The 20,765-nt window shown below is 55.6% G+C and carries 16 protein-coding genes; 8 read left to right on the top strand and 8 right to left on the bottom strand.

Annotation, left to right across the window (positions count from 1 at the left end; genetic code table 11):
• Positions 1-32: 32 nt before the first annotated feature.
• Both Pan97_RS16825 and Pan97_RS16820 read right to left on the bottom strand, forming a co-directional pair.
• Positions 33-1,271 (bottom strand): NAD(P)/FAD-dependent oxidoreductase, encoded by a 1,239-nt coding sequence (locus tag Pan97_RS16825; RefSeq protein ID WP_144974528.1) that lies wholly within the window; start codon positions 1,269-1,271, stop codon positions 33-35.
• The gene (locus Pan97_RS16820; protein WP_144974526.1) at positions 1,268-2,260 is read right to left on the bottom strand and encodes a proline racemase family protein; all 993 of its coding nucleotides are present in this window, start codon (positions 2,258-2,260) and stop codon (positions 1,268-1,270) included. Before Pan97_RS16820 ends, Pan97_RS16825 begins: the two co-directional genes overlap by 4 nt.
• Positions 2,261-2,516: 256 nt before the next feature.
• Between Pan97_RS16820 and Pan97_RS16815 the strand changes: the two genes are divergently transcribed.
• Positions 2,517-5,159, top strand: a complete 2,643-nt coding sequence (locus Pan97_RS16815; RefSeq protein ID WP_165698811.1) for an AMP-binding protein — start codon at positions 2,517-2,519, stop codon at positions 5,157-5,159.
• A 162-nt stretch (positions 5,160-5,321) separates the two neighbouring features.
• On the opposite strand, the gene Pan97_RS16810 is transcribed toward Pan97_RS16815, so the two are convergent.
• On the bottom strand, positions 5,322-6,221 hold the full coding sequence (locus Pan97_RS16810) for a hypothetical protein (RefSeq protein WP_144974522.1): 900 nt from the start codon (positions 6,219-6,221) through the stop codon (positions 5,322-5,324).
• A 103-nt stretch (positions 6,222-6,324) separates the two neighbouring features.
• On the opposite strand from Pan97_RS16810, the gene Pan97_RS16805 reads away from it, so the two are divergent.
• The 5 genes from Pan97_RS16805 (at position 6,325) to Pan97_RS16785 (ending at position 12,102) form a co-directional block, all read left to right on the top strand.
• Positions 6,325-7,719 carry an MBL fold metallo-hydrolase RNA specificity domain-containing protein gene (locus tag Pan97_RS16805; protein ID WP_144974520.1) on the top strand — a complete coding sequence of 465 codons (1,395 nt, stop codon included), beginning with the start codon at positions 6,325-6,327 and terminating at the stop codon, positions 7,717-7,719.
• A complete protein-coding gene (locus tag Pan97_RS16800) occupies positions 7,716-8,582 on the top strand; it encodes an LOG family protein (RefSeq protein ID WP_144974518.1) in 867 nt (288 codons plus the stop codon). Before Pan97_RS16805 ends, Pan97_RS16800 begins: the two co-directional genes overlap by 4 nt.
• On the top strand, positions 8,579-9,376 hold the full coding sequence (locus tag Pan97_RS16795) for an SDR family oxidoreductase (protein ID WP_144974516.1): 798 nt from the start codon (positions 8,579-8,581) through the stop codon (positions 9,374-9,376). The genes Pan97_RS16800 and Pan97_RS16795 overlap by 4 nt, the downstream gene beginning before the upstream one ends.
• Before the next feature lie 152 nt (positions 9,377-9,528).
• The gene (locus Pan97_RS16790; RefSeq protein ID WP_144974514.1) at positions 9,529-11,427 is read left to right on the top strand and encodes a TlpA family protein disulfide reductase; all 1,899 of its coding nucleotides are present in this window, start codon (positions 9,529-9,531) and stop codon (positions 11,425-11,427) included.
• A 165-nt stretch (positions 11,428-11,592) separates the two neighbouring features.
• A complete protein-coding gene (locus tag Pan97_RS16785; RefSeq protein ID WP_144974512.1) occupies positions 11,593-12,102 on the top strand; it encodes a peroxiredoxin family protein in 510 nt (169 codons plus the stop codon).
• Between the two features lie 2 nt (positions 12,103-12,104).
• Here the strand turns inward: Pan97_RS16785 and Pan97_RS16780 are convergent, their stop codons facing one another.
• From Pan97_RS16780 to Pan97_RS16770, 3 genes are all read right to left on the bottom strand, one after another.
• Positions 12,105-13,067 (bottom strand): transglutaminase-like domain-containing protein, encoded by a 963-nt coding sequence (locus tag Pan97_RS16780; RefSeq protein WP_165698810.1) that lies wholly within the window; start codon positions 13,065-13,067, stop codon positions 12,105-12,107.
• Positions 13,060-14,025 (bottom strand): transglutaminase-like domain-containing protein, encoded by a 966-nt coding sequence (locus tag Pan97_RS16775; protein WP_165698809.1) that lies wholly within the window; start codon positions 14,023-14,025, stop codon positions 13,060-13,062. The genes Pan97_RS16780 and Pan97_RS16775 overlap by 8 nt, the downstream gene beginning before the upstream one ends.
• A gap of 356 nt (positions 14,026-14,381) precedes the next feature.
• Positions 14,382-14,621 carry a hypothetical protein gene (locus tag Pan97_RS16770; protein WP_144974506.1) on the bottom strand — a complete coding sequence of 80 codons (240 nt, stop codon included), beginning with the start codon at positions 14,619-14,621 and terminating at the stop codon, positions 14,382-14,384.
• Between the two features lie 217 nt (positions 14,622-14,838).
• Between Pan97_RS16770 and Pan97_RS16765 the strand changes: the two genes are divergently transcribed.
• On the top strand, positions 14,839-15,846 hold the full coding sequence (locus tag Pan97_RS16765; RefSeq protein WP_144974504.1) for a hypothetical protein: 1,008 nt from the start codon (positions 14,839-14,841) through the stop codon (positions 15,844-15,846).
• Between the two features lie 124 nt (positions 15,847-15,970).
• Here Pan97_RS16765 and Pan97_RS16760 read toward each other — a convergent pair whose 3' ends face one another.
• Positions 15,971-16,207: a hypothetical protein gene (locus Pan97_RS16760; RefSeq protein ID WP_144974502.1), complete on the bottom strand. Its 237-nt coding sequence runs from the start codon at positions 16,205-16,207 to the stop codon at positions 15,971-15,973.
• Positions 16,208-16,574: 367 nt separating this feature from the next.
• Here Pan97_RS16760 and Pan97_RS16755 point away from each other — a divergent pair, with 367 nt between their 5' ends.
• Complete coding sequence (locus Pan97_RS16755; protein WP_144974500.1) at positions 16,575-19,583, top strand: CHAT domain-containing protein; 3,009 nt, start codon at positions 16,575-16,577, stop codon at positions 19,581-19,583.
• 2 nt (positions 19,584-19,585) lie between these two features.
• Here Pan97_RS16755 and Pan97_RS16750 read toward each other — a convergent pair whose 3' ends face one another.
• The gene (locus Pan97_RS16750; protein ID WP_144974498.1) at positions 19,586-20,686 is read right to left on the bottom strand and encodes a GNAT family N-acetyltransferase; all 1,101 of its coding nucleotides are present in this window, start codon (positions 20,684-20,686) and stop codon (positions 19,586-19,588) included.
• Between the last annotated feature and the right edge of the window lie 79 nt (positions 20,687-20,765).

The raw sequence follows: 20,765 nt of genomic DNA, 5'->3' as shown, positions 1-20,765 counted from the left end.
TTATTGTGCTTTAGGTTTCCGGACGCGTCAAACTACCGCAATCGGTACGGCGTGGGATCGATGTGTGGGGGCAAACCGTCAAGGAGTTGCCAAGCCAGTTTACCGGTGCCGGCTCCCATCGAAAGCCCCAGCATGCTGTGTCCGGCGGTGATCAGCACGTTGTTGTATCTAGGGGCGAAATCGATATACGGTAGGTCATCCGGCGTCATGGGACGCCAGCCGTACCACTCTTCGTAGGTCTCGTCCGTGAACGGTTCCTTGAGATAGTGCGAAGCACCCTTCTTCAGCAGTGCCAGCCGTTTGGTGTTAATGCTGGGATCGTACCCACCGAATTCCATGGTTGAGCCAAGCCGATAGCCATCTTCAAAGGGAGTTACACCGACGCGGCTTTCTTCAAGCAGCATCGGTATCTGAGGGCAAATCGACGGTCGCGCCATGGTGATGGAGTAACCTTTGCCCGGCTGGATTCGCAGCTTGCAGCCCAACTTCCGGTTGAAGAAAGGACTCCAGGCACCGGTGGCAATCACGAAGCGGTCGGCGGCCAATTCTTCACTGCCGCAGCGGATCGCTTTCAGCTGGCGACCTTCGTGAACAAAGTCGGTTACCTTGTGCTGTTCGAGAATCTTCACACCGAGCTGTTCGAGGATCGTCTTCCAGGAACGAAGCAGCCGATCGGGGCGAAGGTGGGCATCGTTGGGGTAGTGCCAGGCACCGGCGACTTCGTCCTTCAACGCAGGCTCGAGCTTTTGCAGATCTCCCTGAGCGTAGGGACTCGACGTAACGCCGAATTCCCCGGCTACCCACTCACTTAGCTCTGCGAACTCATCAAAGTGGTGTTGGTCTTTGAAGACAAATAGCAGCCCTCGCTTTTCCCAATTGCAGTTGAGCCCCTCTCCTTCGATCAACTCTTCGTAGAGATGACGCGAGGAGTCGAGCAGTGCATGCTTCCCCCGAGCAGCGTTCTTCATTTGCTTCTCGCTGCAGTTCCACCAGAAACGCAGCAGAAAACTCCAGAGCGAAGGGGAAAGCCTCGGTCGAATGTAGAACGGTGACTCACTGCTGAGCATCGACAGCATCGTCGGACCGATCAAGCCAGGCTTGGGAATGGGCGGTACGTGACTTGGGGAGACGTAACCACAATTCGCGTGCGAGCAGGCCCCGCCGTGGCGGCCTTGGTCGACGATCGTGACCTTATGCCCGGCCTTGGCTAAATAGTAGGCAGTCGCCGTACCGACGACGCCGCCGCCAATTACAATGGTCGAGCTGCTCAACGTGGGGTGCTTTCAGGGGTTCCGAGGCATTGCTTTTGGCTGAAGCCAAACGTGAGGGAGTCGGTGGGGTCGATAATGACTTTGGTCTCTGCGGTGACGAAGGCTTCGCCCATGATGCGCGGGAGGACCTTGTCACCCTGCCAGACGTACGACCCTTCAAACAAGCTGCCGGTGATCGACTCTTGTCCCCAAGTCTGTCCGGGCTCCAACTTACCGGCAGCGGCCAGGCAAGCGATCTTCGCACTGGTTCCAGTCCCACAAGGGGAACGATCGTACTCACCGCCAGGGCAATCGACGTAGTTCTTGGCTTGGGCGTCTTCTCGACCCGGAGGGCCAATCAATTCGACGTGATCGATGATGCCGCCATTCTCGCCGCCGATCCCCTCAGCGTCGAGCGTGTGACGAATCTCACGGCAACACTTATCGAGTTCGGCCAGGTTACCCAGTGAAATATTCAAACCGTGATCGGCGCACAAATAAAACCAATTGCCAGCATAGGCGATGTCTCCCGTCACCGTGCCGAAGTTCTTCGTCGTCACGGGCACATTCGTCTGGTAGCGGTAACTGGGGACATTCACAAACGAAACTCGATTATCTTCGTGCAGCGTAAACATCACATCGCCGGCAATCGTTTCCAGCAAATGCTCGCCTGGCGAGATATTACCCAAATAGGAAAGCGTCGCGGCGACCCCAATCGTACCGTGCCCGCACATTCCGAGATAACCAACATTGTTAAAGTAAACGACGCGAGCGACCGCTTCGGGATTGTGCGGCTGCAACAGAAGTGCCCCGACCATGGCTTCGTACCCGCGAGGTTCATGGGTCAAAGCCGTCCGCATCCAGTCGTGCTCTTGCTTCAGTTCTTGTATTTGTTCAGCGATGTTGCTCGTGGAAAGCTCGGGTGCACCTCCGATAATGGTTCTGGTAGGCTCCCCCCCGGTATGGGAATCAATGACGCTCAATTCGACGCGGTCTGTCGGCAAGGGCATGTTGCATGGTTTCCAATAGGCGATAATCAAAGGGATCGGGGATGAATCCACACATATCATAAGGCGCAGCAGACAAAAATCGAAGCGGGATAAGTCTGGATCTGTCTTTATCGATTTGCACAATTCGGAGTAATTTGACCAATAGGGCAACTCGCCTTCCGGTGAGATTGCCCCCTGCCACGAAGTTTCACGCGTAAACCGTAGACACACAGCAAGTTTCTACGAATGCAAGGGTTCGGCTATTATGGGAAAGTGGATGCAATCGCTTCTCTATTTCATGCTGCGAATGCTCCTTCATCGCCGCTATCAAGTGGAAGTGAAGGGGCTTGAGAAGCTGGAAGGCCTGGAGGGGCCAATCCTGGTTTGGCCGAACCATCCGGCTTATATCGATCCGCCAACGGTGTTGAGTCATCTTCGATTTGGGAAGTCGCTTCGGCCCCTCGTTTTCACGGACACGTACCGAAGCCCGCTCTTCTTTCCCATTATGAAGATGATCGACGCGTACGAGGTTCCGAATCTGAAGTCTCATAGCCGTGATGCCCACGCGAAAACGACAGAACTGATCGACAAGGTTGCCGGAGAACTCAAGCAGGGGCAAAACTTCCTGATCTATCCCAGCGGGCGTTTGCAGCGGCAGGGATATGAAGTGGTCGGTGGAGCGCGAATCGCTTACGAACTCTTGGAACGCGTCGATAACGTGAATGTCGTGTTAGTCCGCACGCGTGGTCTTTGGGGGAGCCGCTTTGGTTGTGCCCAGGAAGGGGATGTTCCGACGCTGGGCAAGAATGCGTTGGCATCGCTCTGGTGGATTATCGCGGGATTCGTCTTTTTTCTGCCCAAACGCAAAGTGACGCTGGAAGTCGTGCCGGTCGACCGAGACTCTCTTCCTATGGAAAACAAGTCGGCCCTGAATCGCTACCTGGAAGCGTTTTACAATGCCGACGGTGGAGAAGAGGCCAAGTACGTACCCTATAGCCACTGGTTTGGCCCTCGCGACTTCGACTTCGATGCCGTGAAAAAGAAGTCGGACGTCGACGTCAGCGAGATCTCGACGGAGATCATCACCGAAGTCTACGAGATACTTGAGCAACGCCTCGATCGAAAGCTGGATGAAAGTGAAAAGGAGCCAGGGACAACGCTCGATTCGATAGGGCTCGATAGCCTGGAACGGATGGACCTGGCCCTCGAACTTGAACGTCATTTTGGGTTTCGTAGCGACCATGTACCGGCCACGGTGGGCGAATTGTGTCTGTTGGCCGCCGGTCAGGCAATCAGCGACGAACAGCCTTTAGAAGTGCCTGAGCACTGGGATGACGTTCGCCAGGCAGATACCGATCACCCTGATGTTCTCGCGGAAACGATTGCCGAAGCGTTTGTTCGTCGGGCCCTCAAGAGTGCTAATAATCCTGCTGTGGCCGATCCTCTATCCGGCTGCTTGAGCTACCGCAAACTATTGATCGGGGCGACGCTGCTTGCCAAGCGGATTGCCAAGCTTGATGGAAACGCTGTGGGTGTCATGTTGCCGGCTTCGGTGGCTGCCGACTCGGTGCTTCTGGCATCGTCCATCGCGGGCAAATTGCCGGTCATGCTTAACTGGACAACCGGCCCCGCGGGGCTCAAGCATGCCGCCGAAAAGCTGGAAGTCAAATACGTCATTACGTCGCGCCGTTTCATGGACCGACTGGCGGTCGACATGGATGGCGTCGAGATGTTCTACCTGGAAGACGTACGCGAGGAGATCTCGACACTGGAGAAGTTGAAGACCCTGGTGGGTACCTACATCGCCCCAGGCTCGTTCCTGCGGAATCTGCCAAAGCCCAGCGTGGATGATCCCGCCGTTGTGTTGTTTACATCAGGTTCGGAAAGTCTTCCCAAAGCCGTCCCTCTTTCGCATAAGAATCTGATTGCCAACATGCGTGGCGGCATCGATCATATGAACTTCCGCAGAGGTGATACGTTGCTGGGATTTCTACCGCCGTTTCACAGTTTCGGGCTGACGGCGACCTCGCTGATGCCGATTCTGTCTGGCATTCGCGTGGTTCATCATGCCGACCCGACCGATGCGCGGATGTTGGCTCGGATCATCGCGGCCTACAAGCCGACGCTGATGTTCGCCACGCCGACGTTCCTGCAGTACATCGTGAGTAGCAGCGAGCCTGGCGAACTTGAATCGCTGCGGCTTGTATTAGTCGGTGCCGAGAAGTGCCCGCGAGCACTTTACGAGCGGACCATGGAAATCCTGCCCAAGCTGGATCTGCTCGAAGGTTACGGTATCACTGAGTGCAGCCCAGTGGTTTCCGGTAACCGTCCTGGAAGCAACAAACCTGGCACGATTGGATTATCGATCAACTGCGTTGAAACGCTGGTGGTTCATCCTGAAACGCACCAACCCCTTTCCCAAGGAGAGACCGGCCTGCTGCTGATTCGAGGAGAGTCGGTCTTTAATGGCTATTACAAACATGACAAACCGCAACCATTTTTAGAGGTTGATGGCCACCAGTGGTACAACTCCGGCGACCTGTGCTCGAAGGATGAGGAGGGCTTTATCGAGTTCCGAGGACGCATGAAACGCTTCCTGAAGATCGGTGGCGAGATGGTCAGCTTGCCGGCGCTCGAAGCCCCGCTGGCAGAGAAATTCCCGGCCGATGAAGAAGGGCCCAAGGTCGCGGTGGAAGGGGTCGAGCAGGATGGCGGACGTTGTATCGTGTTGTTCACGACCGAGGAAATCACCTTGCGCGAGGCCAACGACTGTTTAAAGGAGGCCGGTTTCCAAGGGATCATGCGATTAGACGAAGTCCGCCGGGTCGAGGGGATCCCTGTCCTGGGGACCGGCAAGACGAACTATCGTCAGCTGCGAACATGGATTCAGGAAGGCACCGAGGTCGCTTCGGAATCTTAGGCTTCGTTTGACAAATCGTTCTGGTTTCGGCCGCCGAACTCGATGCCGCTGGACTACGTCAGGCTGCATCGCCGAATCTAGAGGATTCGCCTGCTTCCCCCTCCTTGCCATCAACATCGATTCGATCGGCCTCGGACCGACGATCGATTTGTCAAACGAAGCCTAGTCCGTCGCGACCCATTGAATTACTTCGTCATGTCCCGAGACCGACCCCACCAGCAGCCGCTCTCCCGCATCACCGGTCTCGTGCATGGCCGTAACGCGAACCTTATCTCCGGGGAGAAAACTCATTTCGTAGCCGATGTGATAGGAGACCAGTGGAATGCCGCTGGTGGTGTCATACGAAACGGGAAAGAGCAAACTGTCGTCACGTCCGCTGATTTCAAGCTCGCATTGTCTGGGCTCTGCAGACCGGAATGGGGTCTTTCTCTCGGGAGCCCACAATAGTTCTTCGTCCGTCAGGACTCCGCGAATGCTGAAACGCGTTCCGCGATAGAATCCTTGATTGCCCTTCCGCTTTAGCATTACCTCGAAAGTTCGATCGTCGACACCTGGGGGACGTTGCACGAACTGTTGGTCGATGTGTTCGATGTCATCGAACTGAAATAGCTCGTGCGAAGTGGTCAAGAAGCGTGTGGTTACGTCGCTCCCATAGATGACCAGGTCGACGTCGGAACTCTCGTTGCCAGTGCCCCAGAGTAGTGAGTCGGTGATGCCGATTTCCGATGCCGGAACGTCACAGTGCTCAGCAAGGATATGGACCAGGTCGATGGCCAACGTAAGAAGCTCGGAAGCTTGCTGCTGTTGGGCCAACAAGTGTCGCGTACGCTCCTGCGGTTTCAGGTGTTGCTGGACGCGATCGACGGGGACGCGAATCTTGCCGTCGGCATACGCGGGAAAGGAATCTCTCAGGAAGCGGGCCGCATCGTGGTAACTGTCGAGCCACTTCTTGCCGTTTGCATATTTCAAGCCAGCTGTTACAAATCCCGCGTCGTGTTGGTCTCCGAGTACGTTGAAGATCAGATCGTCTTGGGTCAGCAGGTAGTCTTTGTCGCGATACATGGAGCGTTTTCTCGTTATAAGGACATCCCATTGTAAACCGAACGCGGGTGGATCAGATTAGAGAAAGAGGAAGCCAGGCACCATAGGCACATGAGGTAGTCGAATGACGCGATTGACGTTTCACGGAGCGGCGGAAACAGTCACTGGATCAAAGTATCTGCTCGAAGCGGATGATGCAAAGGTCTTGATCGACTGCGGATTGTTTCAAGGACTGAAGGAATTACGTTTACGAAATTGGGACCCACTCCCATTCTCCGCCGACTCGCTGGATCGAATCGTGCTGACGCATGCCCATATCGATCATACCGGCTACCTGCCGAGAATCGTCAAGGATGGCTACCACGGCCCTATTCTTTGTACGCCAGGGACAAAAAAGCTTACGGAACTTCTACTGCTTGATTCCGCCGAAAACCAGGAGCGTGACGCCGAGTATTTCAATTTCAAGGGGTTGTCGAAGCATAAGCCGGCGTTGCCGCTGTACGACCCGAAAGATGCTCGCAAAGCAATCAAGCAGTTGACGGCTAAGCCACGTTCCCAGTGGCATCATGCGGCCGGTCCAATCTGGATTCGATTTCACGACGCGGGACACCTGTTGGGGTCGAACATGATCGAGGTCGAGATTCGTAATCAGGATCCTCCGCTGAGATTACTATTCTCCGGGGATGTTGGTCGCTACAACGCCCCGCTATACCACGACCCCCACGATCCGCCACGATGCGATTTTCTGATTTGCGAGAGCACTTATGGGAATCGCGATCACCCTGAAGGGGACGTGCTCGACGACTTGGAAACGACCATGAACGAAGCGATCGAGCGCGGAGGCGTGATTCTGATGGCTTCGTTTGCCGTCGGACGGGCTCAGCAGTTGATCTACCTGCTTCAGGTCTTGATGCACGATGGCCGAATTCCCAAGATTCCAATCTACCTGGATAGTCCGATGGCGATCGATGCTACCGAGATCTTCCGCGACTTCGCCGAAGACCACGACCTTTCTGAAGGGAGATTGAACGGCCCCGACAGCGTTTTGAATGCATCCAATGTGCACATGGTGCGTAGTTCCAAAGAGTCAAGGGAGCTGAACAAGTTGAAGGGGCCTGCGGTGATCATCGCTTCTTCAGGCATGATGACTGGGGGGCGAATACTATTTCACTTGCGGCAGCGACTCCCATGGCCACAGAATACGCTCCTTGCTGGGGGCTTCATGGCAGCTGGCACCTTGGGACGCAGGATCCAGGAAGGGGAGAAGACCGTCCGGATTCATAAAAGGGATATCCCGGTCAACGCTCATTTGGCGTCGATGTCTGGCCTGAGTGGTCATGCCGGTCAAAGCGAACTATTGCAATGGGTTTCGGGGCTTCCCAAACCGAAACTCGTCTTTCTGACGCACGGCGAACCGGAGAGTGCGTCGGTGTTGTCAGGCCTGATGCGGCGACGGTTCGGCTTTCGCACGCTCATTCCACGGATGGGAGAATCGTTCGACTTAGAGGAGCAAACATGATGAACCCCCAAGAACAAGAAAACCTAGAGCAAATAGTAAATTCCCCCAGCTATGTCCTGCCAGAATTGGATACCGATTTCCTCCAGAGCGAGGAAATGCGCGGCCTACGGATGCAGTTGGAGTACACCAAGCCTGAGTTGTATCTGCGGCGAAAAAAGATCAACTCGACGATCATCCTGTTCGGAGGAACGCAGATCGTCGAACAGTCGAAGGCTCAAGAGCACCTCGACAAGCTGAGGCATCAGCGAGAGCGAGAAGGAGGCCGCCCGGAGTTGGAACGTGCGATCCACCGAGCCGAACGGCAATTGGCCAAATCGAGGTATTACGACGAGGCACGTGACTTCGCCTCGCTTGTTTCACGGCACTCGTACAACAACGATCGTTACGATTATGTGATCGTCACTGGGGGGGGGCCCGGCATTATGGAAGCGGGTAATCGCGGGGCCCATGACGTGGGAGCCCCGAGCATTGGGCTCAACATAACGTTGCCGGAAGAACAACATCCTAACCCGTATATTACGCCAGGCTTGTGCTTTATGTTTCATTATTTCGCGATGCGGAAGATGCACTTCCTGATGCGAGCCAAGGCCTTGGTCGTGTTTCCCGGAGGTTTCGGAACGTTCGATGAATTGTTCGACGCATTGACTCTTCGCCAGACCGACCGGATGCAAGCCATCCCCATCATTTTGTATGGTAGAGAATACTGGAAGCAGGCCATCAATTTCGAATTCCTGGCCGACGAAGCGGTTATTCGGGATGAGCATCTGGAACTGCTCAGCTTTGCCGACTCGCCAACGGAGGCTTGGAAGATCATTCAGAAGTTCCACGAAGCGAATCCGGAAGCCAAGGTGATCGCCCCATGATCAACGGCAAGCAAAGAACATTCGGCGACGTTCGTCCTGTTGCCCTGGTTACCGGTGGTGCGAAACGTGTCGGGCGGGTGATCGCGCAGCATCTCGCCGATTGCGGCTATCGAATCGCCGTTCATGCCAATACATCGATCGACGAGGCAAAACGCTTTGCCGAGAGCTTGAAAGAGCAGGGGATCGAGGCCAGTGCATTCAAGGCGGACCTATCTCGAGAAGATTCCATCAAGGACATGGTGGATAAGGTTCACTTTTACTTCGGTCGAATCGACGTGTTGGTCAACTCGGCGTCCATCTTCTTTCCGACGCCGCTCGATGAGTTAACTTCCGAAGACGTCGAATCGTTGTTTCAGGTGAACACGTTTGCGGTCCTCAGCTGCAGTCGCTTCGTTGCTCAGCGAATGAAGGAGCAGGCCACCGGTGGGGCGATCGTGAACATCGCCGACTGGTCGGTGCAGCGTCCGGCCAAAGGGTTCTCGGCGTACATTGCCAGTAAAGGGGCGCTTGTTACGCTTACCAAGAGTTTGGCCATCGACCTGGCTGCTGAGAATCCGGCTATTCGCGTGAATGCCGTGTTGCCAGGGCAGGTTCTTTTGCCGGAAGACGCCGGCGAAGTCAAACGTCAAGCGGCAATCGATGCGACGCTCGTCAAGCGACTGGGAGAGCCGGAGGATGTTGCTCAGGCGGTTCAATTCCTGGTGGAAAGTCCCTTCGTGACCGGGGTTTGTTTGCCGGTGGATGGCGGCCGGACTATCTTCAGCGGGCAATTTGACGACGCTAGCGTTCACTGAAACGTCAAACTCGCCCCCTTTCTCGGTGGGTAGTTGCCAGCAGAATCGTCTGAAATCGGCGCTGTGTCCAATTGGCGATTGTTTTACAATCCCGCCGCGACTTTCCGTGGGCAATCGGAAAGGATCCGAGAAATTTCATCAGGAAGTGTTCCATGCGAGTTCGAGTGTTGCTGAACAAGTGTTGCTGGTCCGCGGTATTTGCGGCTTCTGCTGGACTGACTTTGGCCGGTTGCGGCGGCGGTGAAGCGAATCCACCAGCGGTGAGTATTGAACAATCGGGTAACCCTGCGGCATCGGCACCGGCTTCCACTCCGGCTCCGATTCATCAGCCTGCTGTTGAGGTCACCGCTTCCAGTTCTGTAGAAGCCCCGGCCAATCCCGCCACGGCTGCGGCAACGCAGCGTACGACTCCGGCTCAGTTAACTTCCACTCAGCAGCCACAAGCTGGTGGTGCTCAGGCTGCGAACATGGCGGCCCAGGGTGCTGCGGAGATGCAGATTAATGCCGGCGGGAACCCCGCCGCCGGTCAGCCCGAACTTCCACCGCCGCTTACGGCAGCCGAACTGGCGGCCGAGATGAACCTGGACAACGTGCCAGACGGAACGCCCACGGAACTGTTGACCTACATGAACAACCTGACGGCCGTTCCGTTTCCCGATAACGCCACGCCCCAGGAGCTGCGTCAGTTTGCGACCAAGGTTTATTCCAACGTGATCACGGCCGCCGACAAACTACTGGTCAGCCAGGGAGCCACTTCCGAAGAGCGTCGCAACGCGGTTCAGTTCAAATTCAATGCGTACGAAATGTTGATTCAGATTCTTCCGAATCAAGCAGAGCAGATTCGCCAGGAACGCATTCAATTTGCTCAGAACATTGCCCAATCGAACGATCCGGAGGTCTCGCGTTTTGCTCGCTTGTTCCTCTTTGAGCAGATGTTGGCTCAATTTGCTGCCGGAGAACCTTCGCTGTTTCAGCCTGTGCTGGAAGACGCGCGATATATCATCGAGGATCCCAACGCCGACATCATGCACTTCGGTGTCGCTGAAAACGCAGCGACGGTCTTTGCCCGGATGGGACATACCAACGAAGCCGTTTCGATATTGACGATGATGAAGAATTCCTTCACTGGGGCCAAGGACGAGAAGCTCGCTGCCCGTGCCGCCGAGTTGGACGACATGATCATGCAGTACAAAATCCTCGGTACGATGATGGCCGCCGCCAATGGTAACGAAGCCGCCGAGGATCAACTGATCGCTGCTGTCCGAGCATGGATTGCCACCAAGCCGAAGGAAGATCTTGAACCACTGCAAATGCTCTCGACCATCGAAATGCAGATGGAAGATTACCGCAAGATGCAGTTGGCTCGTAAGCTGGCCAACCTGATGCTTGAGTTCTACGGCAATCACCCTGATCCGCAGGTTGTCGAGTCGGTGAAGGTTTCGGTTTCCAACGCTGAAAAACGCACGGGCCTGATCGCCAAGCCATTCGTTGTCGAAGGCAACAACTTGAACGGCACCCCTTTCGACTGGAGCCAGTACAAAGGGAAGTGGGTTCTGGTCGACTTCTGGGCGACCTGGTGTCCCATCTGCATCGAAGAAATGGAAAACATCAAGCAGGTCTATCAGAAGTACCGTGCCAAGGGCTTTGAGGTGGTCAGCGTCAATCTGGACGACGATCCGCGTGCTCGTAGTGCGTTCTTCCAAAGCAATGCCCTGCCTTGGCCGACGGTGATCAGCGCCGACCCGGACAACACCGGTTTCGGGGATCCCAACGCCCAGCGCTGCGGCGTCGAGGCCTTGCCGTTCCTGGTCTTCGTTGGTCCGGACGGAACGGTCGTCGAAATCAATCCGCGTGGCGAACGCCTGGAAGAACTCCTGCAAAGTGTCCTGAACCAAGGGGCTGGCGGCGTTCGATCTCTGTCCAATCCGAGTGTGGGCGTCATGCAGCAGGTGCCAGGGGCCACGGCACCTGCCGGTCGCGGCCAAGTGTCGCCCCCGCAACAAGTTCCGTCCACTGCCGATGCGGACGTAAGCCTGAAGGTTGTCCGTTAATAACGCAGCGCCTTCAAGTCACTAGACACGATCGAAAGCCACGGATGATGAATATCCGTGGCTTTTTTTGTTGGAAGTGAGCCACGGCACGGTTCGAAAGTGGCATGGGTGTAACTCTATAATGGAACTTACCCTTCCACTTCCTCAAACACAGGAGAGTCTTCCATGTTTGCCAAATGGATTATTACTAGCCTCAGCGTTCTTGCCATTGCAGTCTTGGCATCGCCGATCATGGCTGACGAGTTGAAAGTCGGGGATAAGGCTCCTGAGTTCTCCCTGAGTGGAGAAGGGGCCGACACGATCAACCTGACGGACTTCAAAGGAAAGAAGCTGGTGATCACGTTTAATCGTGCCAACTGGTGTCCGTTCTGCATGAAGCAAGTGGTCGACTTGCAGAAGAATTATGACGCCATTAAAGATGCCGGTGCCGAACTGCTGATCATCTGGCGAGAAGAAGCGACGGGTTCGGACGGCCTTAAGAAGATTCGCGAGCGCACCAAGGCGACCATGCCATTCGCGCTGGATCTGGAAGCCGAAAAGACCGGTGCCTACAGTACCGAAGGCTTCGATGCATACGTCCTGGACGAAGAAGGCAAAATCACGGCAATCCTGGAAGGGACCAAACCAGATCGTGCGTTGGGGGAAGAGATTCTCACCGCGCTTAAGAAAAAGTAAGCCTAATTTGCCTGGGGGGGGTCTTTCCCGGGCGTGGGTAACCAAGTGACTACCGGGGGCGTTGACCCCTTGTAGTCGCGAATGGCAAGTTCTTGCTTGACGTAATGCTGCGGTTTTCGACTTCCTGGTATGCGGAAGTTGTCTCCCTTTTGCAGGATCGGTCGCTTCTCAGGCGATTGCCCGAATGGCCAGTTACCGGTCATTTCGACGGCCACCCAGCGATCGGTTCCGTCGTCGGTCTTGGTCAGGAATTCAGGGTAGCAATGACCAGGCACCCAAACCGTTCTCGCGGGAACTTCACCAGCACGACAGAGGGCGACGAACAAGGTCGTCATTTCTTCACAGTCTCCACGACCTTCATCCAGTGCAGCGACGGCTCCCTTCATGGGGCCGTTCTCGTAAGTCACGTTTTGGTGCACAAAGTCGTAATAAGCTTTCACTTGCTCCCAGGGGGTGGCATCGGGTAGCGCCAGTGAGTTGGCAACGCCTGTGATCTTCGCGTCGCGGCTTTCGACAAACGGGCTGGGTAGCAAGTATTTGCGTTGATCGCGATCCAGATCTTTGGTCGCGGGAAGCGTCAATTGTTGCGGTTCACTTGGTGGGGTGATGGCTTTTCGGGCAACTCGAAACCGAAGCAGTACCTTGGCGGTATCGCCGCCGGACAGGCGCGGAATATCGACGCGTGCCTGACGCGTGCCGTCCAGATTGACGAACCGCAAGTTCGCCCCGTTGGGGTGAAGCTCTTGATGCACCAGTTCGGCCTGTTGGTCTTCCCAATTCGTAGGAACGGGAAACGTGGCCGTGACTCCCAGTGCCTGTCCAGAGACTTGTAAGGTGAACCCGGTCTCAAACGTATCGCCATCGGCAAGCTGCGCGGCAGGGGTTTCAACCGGGCCGAACTGGGCGATTGCATTAGTACAGATCGCCAACAAGATCACCAGTGAGTAAGAGAGATTCTTAGCCACCGAGCACCTCGCGGACGAATTCGACCTTCGGTTTGCCACCGCCACGGATGGCTTTGCCACTTAGTTTCTCATTGACAAATCGAACGGGATCCTTGCGACCGGGGACGCGGAAGTTGTCTCCCTTTTGCAGAATCACTGGATGATCCGGCATTTCGCCGAATGCCCGGTCGCCGGCGACGCGGCAAGGATACCAGTGACCTTCTCCTTCTGCGTCTTCCAGGTAGAACTCAGCGTAGCTGGAACTGGGGATCCACACCGTTCGAGCAGGGATGTCCGCGGCACGACAGAGGGCAATGAACACGCCGGTGACGTCTTCGAAGTCCCCTTTCTTTTCGCGCAGGGCAGTGACGGCGTTGGTTGGTTTCATTGAGGTGAAGGTAATGTTCTCGCGAACCCAGTCGTAAATCGCTTCGACCTTTTCCCAATCGGAATCGATGTCTTCAATGATCTCGTTGGCCTGGCGGCGGATCTCACCGTGGCGTGACTCGATGTAAGGGCTCGATCCGAGGTAGCGTCGCATGGCCAGCGGAAGGCGCTTGGGAATCGTCAGGCCGGACGTGTCCTCCGGTGGTGCCGCCGAGCGTCGTTCGACCTCGACGGTAATGACGGCGACGGCTGTTTGTCCGGGATTGATGCGAGGAACCGTAATCATCATTTCTTTCACGGTTCCTTCCACCAGGCGGTAGCCCACGTTGCCAATCTCTGGCGAAATCTGTTCGTCGGCCAGGCGTACCGATTGTTCTGGCCAATCGGCTGGTACGGGGATGGTCGCCGTGAGCCCGCCACAGGGGCCGCCGACCGCTGCGATTTTCACGCCGACTTGGTATTTCGTCGTTTTTGACGTTCCCAGAACCGTGGCAGACTTAGCTTCGTCCGGCTGGACGTTCTCGAACTGAGCCCATGCCACTTGGGGACAAAGGACGTATAAAAAGAGCAGGGCAATGGTAGATCGGAGCATGAAACACAAGCGAGGTTGGAAGATCGAAAGGGGGTTCGTCTCCTCCATAAGAACCGTCGGGCAAGCACTCCTTCTCCCACCGCTCTCTACTCTATCTTAGTCAGACCGTGCGTGGCGGGGTAATCTGGGGCAGCGATTCTTGAGAGTTGGTAGATTGCCGGGGTGTTCTAAGTACGGCAACTGTTTTGATAGTCGTACTGGTTGCGCGGACTGGTGTAGATAAGCCGGGGCTTAGGCCATGAATGGTCCGAAGAGAGGTTTAGCCAACAAAAAAGCCCCCTCAGCATTGAGTTGATCTCAACACTGAAGGGGCCAATTGACCGTGTGTCCCTTGATGTTAGGTCAAGGTGATCCGCTTAGCGGGCAGGGGCCGGCAAAACGGTTTCCGGGGATACGATCACGGATGAGCCGTCGCCGTACGAACCGTCGTACGAGATGGCAGGATCGTAGGTGGTTACTGCAGGGCCGACTGTTTCAACCGGTCCGCAGCAACCATCGTTGCTCGATCGACCGCCGAAAAAATTACCCCCGCAGCGGCAACCGGCGGTCGCGGCAAGTAATGCCACGCACGTCAGTAGTAGCGTAAAGCGCTTCATGGGAGTTCTCCTCATGGGAACGTTGCGACTGGGGAAATGAACTAAGCACAGATTTGGCTGCCAAACACTACCCCATAAATAACGATGTGCAACTTCAACATGAGAAATTCCTGCAACATTGAATGTTGAAAAAAATCATCACATCGCACTTTTTAGATGGTAGAGTTGGTGCGATGGATTGCGTGACCGCCAAACTCCCCCCAAGCCAGCAACTTTGATGAACGCTTACGCTTTGCCTGCCTGCTCAATTCGTTTTGGTTTGTTCGCCATCGTGTTGTCGTCGGTTTTCTGCGCAAACCTCTTTGCCGAATCGGCTGGGTTTCGTCAGTCGATTGACGGTTATCCGTGCGGCTATGCGTGCAAGACACCACGCCCAGGCGACGAGATCTTTCTAGTCTCGACTCGCTGTCTGCCGGGAGGCTGTGGGTGGGAATTGCCAGTCGAGAAAATTCAGGTCTCGCAGTACCTGCCTGGGGAAGGCTGGGTTTCGATCGACTGGGAGACCTTCACGCAATCGTCATCTCCTGGCGGACTAACCAGCATTTACGTCCATGGTAACTGGATGAGCAGCTATTGGGCCGAACGTCGCGGGTGGGAGATGTACCACGAAGTGACGCGGAACCTTTCGATGGATCAGAAAATCCGCCACGTCATGTGGTCGTGGCCGACGCAGGAAGAACCTAAACCGCTGCAAACAGTTAGACAACATGCCGTTCGAGCGGACGACGATGCCTATTACCTGGCATCGTATCTCATGACCATACCAACCGAAGAACAGGTCTCGATATCGGCGTTCAGCTTGGGCTCGCGCGTGGCCATGGGAGCGTGTCATTTAATGGCAGGCGGATCGCTTCGCGGTCGAGTGCTTCCCGAGCATGAAACCAATGTGCATGGTTATCGCGTGGCCATGTTTTCCGCTGGCGTAACGTATTCCGCGATCTACCCGACCGGACGTAACGGCCAGGCGCTTGACGTGATCGATCGCATGTACAGTGCATTCAATAGTGCGGACAAAATCCTGCGTTTTTACCGGATGGCTAGCCAACGCAAGGGGGATGAGGCCGCTGGTTCCATTGGTTTCAGCCTGGCCTACGATCAGCGACAAAAGGTCGAACAGGTCAACGCCGCGAACATCCTGGGGAAAGAGCACAGCTGGGATAACGTCGTTTGTGCCTACTGCTTGATGGAACGGGCACGTGACTATTTGCAGTGGAAAGAGATTTAGTGGTCAGTTGCCCAGTCATGATCGGGTGACTGAATTCGATTCAGCCGGGCGCGCAGCAAAACACCGCGCTGCCGGGTGAATGCAACGCGGTGCTCCGTGTTGTTTGCTCTGTCGTGAAAGCGACTTAGTAGTTGCCTTCGAGGGCCGCTTGTTCCGCCTTGTAGGCTTCCATGGCGTCCGATTCACGTTGCAGTTTGAATTCCGGTCCTTCGGAATAGTACTGAACGTCGTCGCTCATGTAATAAGGGCTGGGAAGTGTCTGTCCACCGACATCCACTTGGCAACCAGTACCGGCCAGCAGAGCTAGACATCCGAGACCGGAGTACAACGTGGTCTGAATCCAGGTGCGTTTGGTTTCCATCCTTGGAAGTCTCCACCAGGTCGGCGACAGGTTCGTCCTGAACCACATCCAAATTTCGCCGCGGGCTGAAAGGGTCGCGTGAATGAACAACGCATGTGATGCGTAAAGTCGTTACATTCGGTATCGACCCTTCGTGGGCGAAACTTTGCACCAAAAAATGGAAAAACCCGTACAAGCATCCAAATCGGTTTATTCGGTGCAAATTGACACCGCTGGGATAGCCCGATCACCCCGGATGGGGTTCGTGTGGGCATTCATTTTGATGGTTAGGTGCCTAACGTTTGTGTCTTTTTCTGTGAAACGTTTGCATGTGGGGGGTAGAATGGCGTTATCACCACCGTTGACGCTAATCCCAAGGAGCTTGCCGATGTCATTGGCTAGCAGCCGCATATTCCTCGCGCTTATCCTCGCTATCAGTGCTGGTCTCGTGACGCCCACGCCGGGCTGGGCTCAAAATAGGGGAAGTTCGGTCGTCCCCAACGATGCCTATTACGCGGGGTTCATCCCTTTCTATCAGGGAGACTACCAAGGGGCAGGGGAAATCTTCAACGCTGCCGGGCGTGCGGGGGTTCGCTCTACGGAGGGGCGTTGGATTGACTCGATCTGTTACGCCACCATGCTCGGCGAATGCCACTTCCAGATGGGAAATAATGCCCAGGCACTCGAGAACTACAACACGGCGCTACTTTTATTCGTTCAGCATTCCAACTGGATGCTGCGTATCAATCCGGAGAGCTTACAACCCATCGGTCCTGTCAGTAATGACCTTCGCGCTAATGTGACTTGGGGAAAGTCGGGGCGAAATACGCTGATCGGAAATTACCCCGACTCGCTTCCGACATTCCAGGGGCAGACCGATGCCCAAAACCAGGCTGCCGTTCGCGGTGGCGGCGTTCTTTCTGCCGGTCGGATCATGCCTGTTCGCGCCGGCGAGATCGCGCGATGCATTGCCTTGGCGATTTACCGCCGACAAGAGATCATGGGCCCGATCAGCAAATATGACGGGCTGACCGGAAACCTGGTTGGCATCTTGCAGCGTCGTCCTGCCCCGCCGAACCATTGGACCGGGGCCTGGGTTGATGTTCAGCACGGCTTGGCATTGGCGGCGGCAGGCAAGACGGATGAAGCAGTCCAGACTCTCCAGCGAAGTCTTACGACTGCCGGCCAATACGATCACGCTCTGACTTCGTTGGCTCTCTTGCAACTAGGAAGAATCGCTCTCGAACAGCAAGACTTCGCGGCCGCGCAGACTTACTTCTTGGAAGCATCTTACTCGGCGGCGGCGTTTCAGCAGTATCAGCAGGTCGAAGATGCCCTCGATGGGCTGGCGAAGGTCAGCATGATCACCAAGGCAGGTCAGATGCCGCAGGGCTTGCTGGCGATGGCGAATTGGAACGAGCTTCGCAAGCTTGACGCGTTACGGGCCAAGCTGAATCTGGCACTGGCCGAGGCCAATTCGTACATGGGAAATCTTCCCGCTGCCAGCGGTGCGTTGGAAGACGCCAGACGAGCGATGAACCGCCGCTCGATGAGCAAAGGGCGAGTTGGCATCCGTTATGGGTACCTATCGGCTCTCTTGGCTTTTCAGGGAGGGAACGCTTCGGCGGGTACCAGCAACTTTGCTTCCGCGGTCGCTGCCAACCGATCCGCTTCGACTCGCGTCTATCAGACCGAAATGACCAATCAGTTGTTCGTGTCGAATACCATCACCGAGCGTTCGGCCCAGCTCCTCTACGATGAACTCCTGCGCGAGCCAACTGACGCCGATTGGATTTCGGAGCCATTTGAAACACTTACCGTCCTGCTGACTCCTAACCCGACGGCAATGGAGAATTGGTTCAACACGGCCATCATGCGTAAACAGCCGGAACTGGCTCTAGAGCTTGCCGATCGTATCCGACGTATGCGTTTTTTTGCCACGCTGCCCCTGGGGGGGCGTTTACTAGCGCTGCGCTGGGTGCTTGAATCGCCTGACGCCACGCTCGATACCAAGGGGAAATTGCAGCGGCAGGATTTGTTGGCAAAACATCCTGAACTGAAGACGTTTCAAGACGAAGCTAAACGACTCAAAGGAGAACTGCTGCAAGTCGACTTGCAGCCAGACGACAAAGAAACGTTTGTAAAACAACGAGATCTGGTCGAGAAATTGCAGAACGTTTCTGATGGTTACGAAGTGCTTTTGGCGGCCATCGCACTGAGACGGACGCCAAGCCAGTTTCTCTTTCCCCCTTTGAAGTCGACCGCCGAAATCCGCGAGAAGTTGGAAGATACGCAACTCGTGCTGACGTTCTTCTCGACGACACGCAGCGTCCACGCGTTTTTGTTTACCAAGAAAGACTATGTCCACTGGACGCTCGATAACCCTCGCGAGATTAAAGGGCAGATCGGAGACCTGCTGAAGCAGATTGGTTTGGTAAAACGTGACGCACCGGTTCAAGCAAAGGATCTGGCTGAGACCCAGTGGAAGACGACGTCAGCCGAACTACTCAAGCGGTTCATTCCGACACTCAAGCCAGGCTTTTGGAATACTTATTCCGAGTTGGTAATCGTGCCGGACGATGTGTTGTGGTACGTTCCCTTCGAAGCTCTTCACACCGATGACGGTCTCGGGGCAGGGCATACGGTCCCGGTCTCAGAGGTAATTCCGATTCGGTATGCGCCGACGGCCAGCCTGGCGGTTCCGCAAAAGGATGCCCGTCCGCGTCCGCAAAACACGGCAATCGTTGTGGGACGTTTGTTTAACTCGGATGACTCCGAAATTACGATCGAGCAGTTCGATCAATTAAAGGATGTCTTCGTCGCTCCGGATAAGATTGACCGCCCCCCGGTTGGGCCTTCGAGCCTGTTGGCCAAGGTCTGGGATCAGCTGGTTGTGATCGATGACAGTGAAGACGCCAATCGAGGCGACGTCTGGAACTGGTCGCCGGCGCAAGCCGATCGAAGCAAGCCCGGCAGCGAGTTAGCCGCGTGGCTGCGATCTCCTTTGGGGGGACCGGAAGTGATTTACCTCCCTGGATTTCACACCGGTGCTGAGGACGCATTGAAGGGGAACACGACCGGCAACGATGTCTTCCTGACGGCACTGGGACTCATGGCGACCGGTTCGGAAACGGTTGTCCTCAGTCGCTGGCATTCGGCTGGATCAGCCAGCGTGGCAACGGTAGAAGGGATTGCCAGCCGCATCGCCGAGATGCCTGCAAGCACGGCTTGGCAGGAGACGATGGAGGACGTCCGAAAGTTATCGCTCGATCCGAAAAAGGAACCGCGCCTGAAAGGAAGCGGAGTATCCATCCCCCAGACGCTTGATCATCCTTACTTTTGGGCCGATATGATGCTGATCGATACCGGCATCAACCCGAAGAAAGAGATGCCGTAGCGTCACGCCGCACCGCGGTGATACTTCCACCAGTGCCCCATCCGCAACACGTTGGCGGAAAGTGAGAGCCGGGCGTAGTGGCAAATCCGCTGCGATTCGAGCGTACGATTGATCCAGCGTGATTTGATTTCGTAGTGTTCGGGACCAAGATCGATGATCCTGTCTCCTCGCTCGATCGAGTCGCGAATCTGGTGCGACATCATCACGGTTCCGGGGCTAAGTTGCTTGCTATCCAACTCGTACCCCATTCGCATGCCCAGGATGTTGCCCAGATGATGAAAGTTGTAGCTAAACGCAATCATGCGATCTTTCTGGCGAAGCGTCATCATGTCGATCATCCCCAGTCGCGAGGCCTGAATAAAGCAGTCGCGAAAATAGTCTGCAGCTTCGGGATGTGAGATGGTCGTTCCGGTAGTGCTACACGCTTGCCACGTTCGTCGCGCGAGTAACACACACTCGTCATACAGGTCGAGATTGGGTTCCGCGTTTTCCGTTGGACAGACCATTGGCCGGTAACGATCACTGGTCACGCCCGCTTCGTTTGCTTTTCGAAGAGTTCGACGAATCACCGCGCGAAACTTGGAACTGCGCGTTGAAACGAACTTCTCAAAGTCATCGGGAAGCTCGATCGCGTACGAAGGATTCCACGGCAACACCTTGGGTGTCATCCCATGACATCGCATCGTATTAAAAATCCGACCGCGGTCGACGGTTGGGTCAACATAGCGGAGGTCGAGCAGATCCCAAGTGCGTGGCGTTGCTTGTAAGTACTGCATAGCCGCATAGAGTGTGGCGGTTTGATCACTGCCGATGGGACCGTAGAAAGGGCCCCAGCCATCCAGCGGGTAGGTGAGGATCCGTACGGGACCTGCCTTGGTCCGCTCGATTTGTTCGATAAGTGGTACGATTCCTTTGATCTCACAGTCGACCTGAACCAGTAATACCCGCAAGTTCTTTCCGTGACCAAAAAACTTCCAGTAAGTTTCCAACCAGGGCAGGGTTTGAAAGAATGTCGCGTTGGGGGTCTTGGCGTGCAACCGGTTCCAGAAGCAAGCGTAGCCTTGCAGCTCTTCGATTTCGTTGATTTCGATCACTTCTGACATAGCTCTTTCCCCGGATGAAGCAGCAGCAATGGCCCTGGGGAAATGACCTGCAACGCAGGTGCCACACCTGGGGGGATGC

Origin of the sequence: Bremerella volcania, from assembly GCF_007748115.1 — a bacterium.
Taxonomy (GTDB): domain Bacteria; phylum Planctomycetota; class Planctomycetia; order Pirellulales; family Pirellulaceae; genus Bremerella; species Bremerella volcania.
This window is presented reverse-complemented; position numbering and strand designations above follow the sequence as displayed.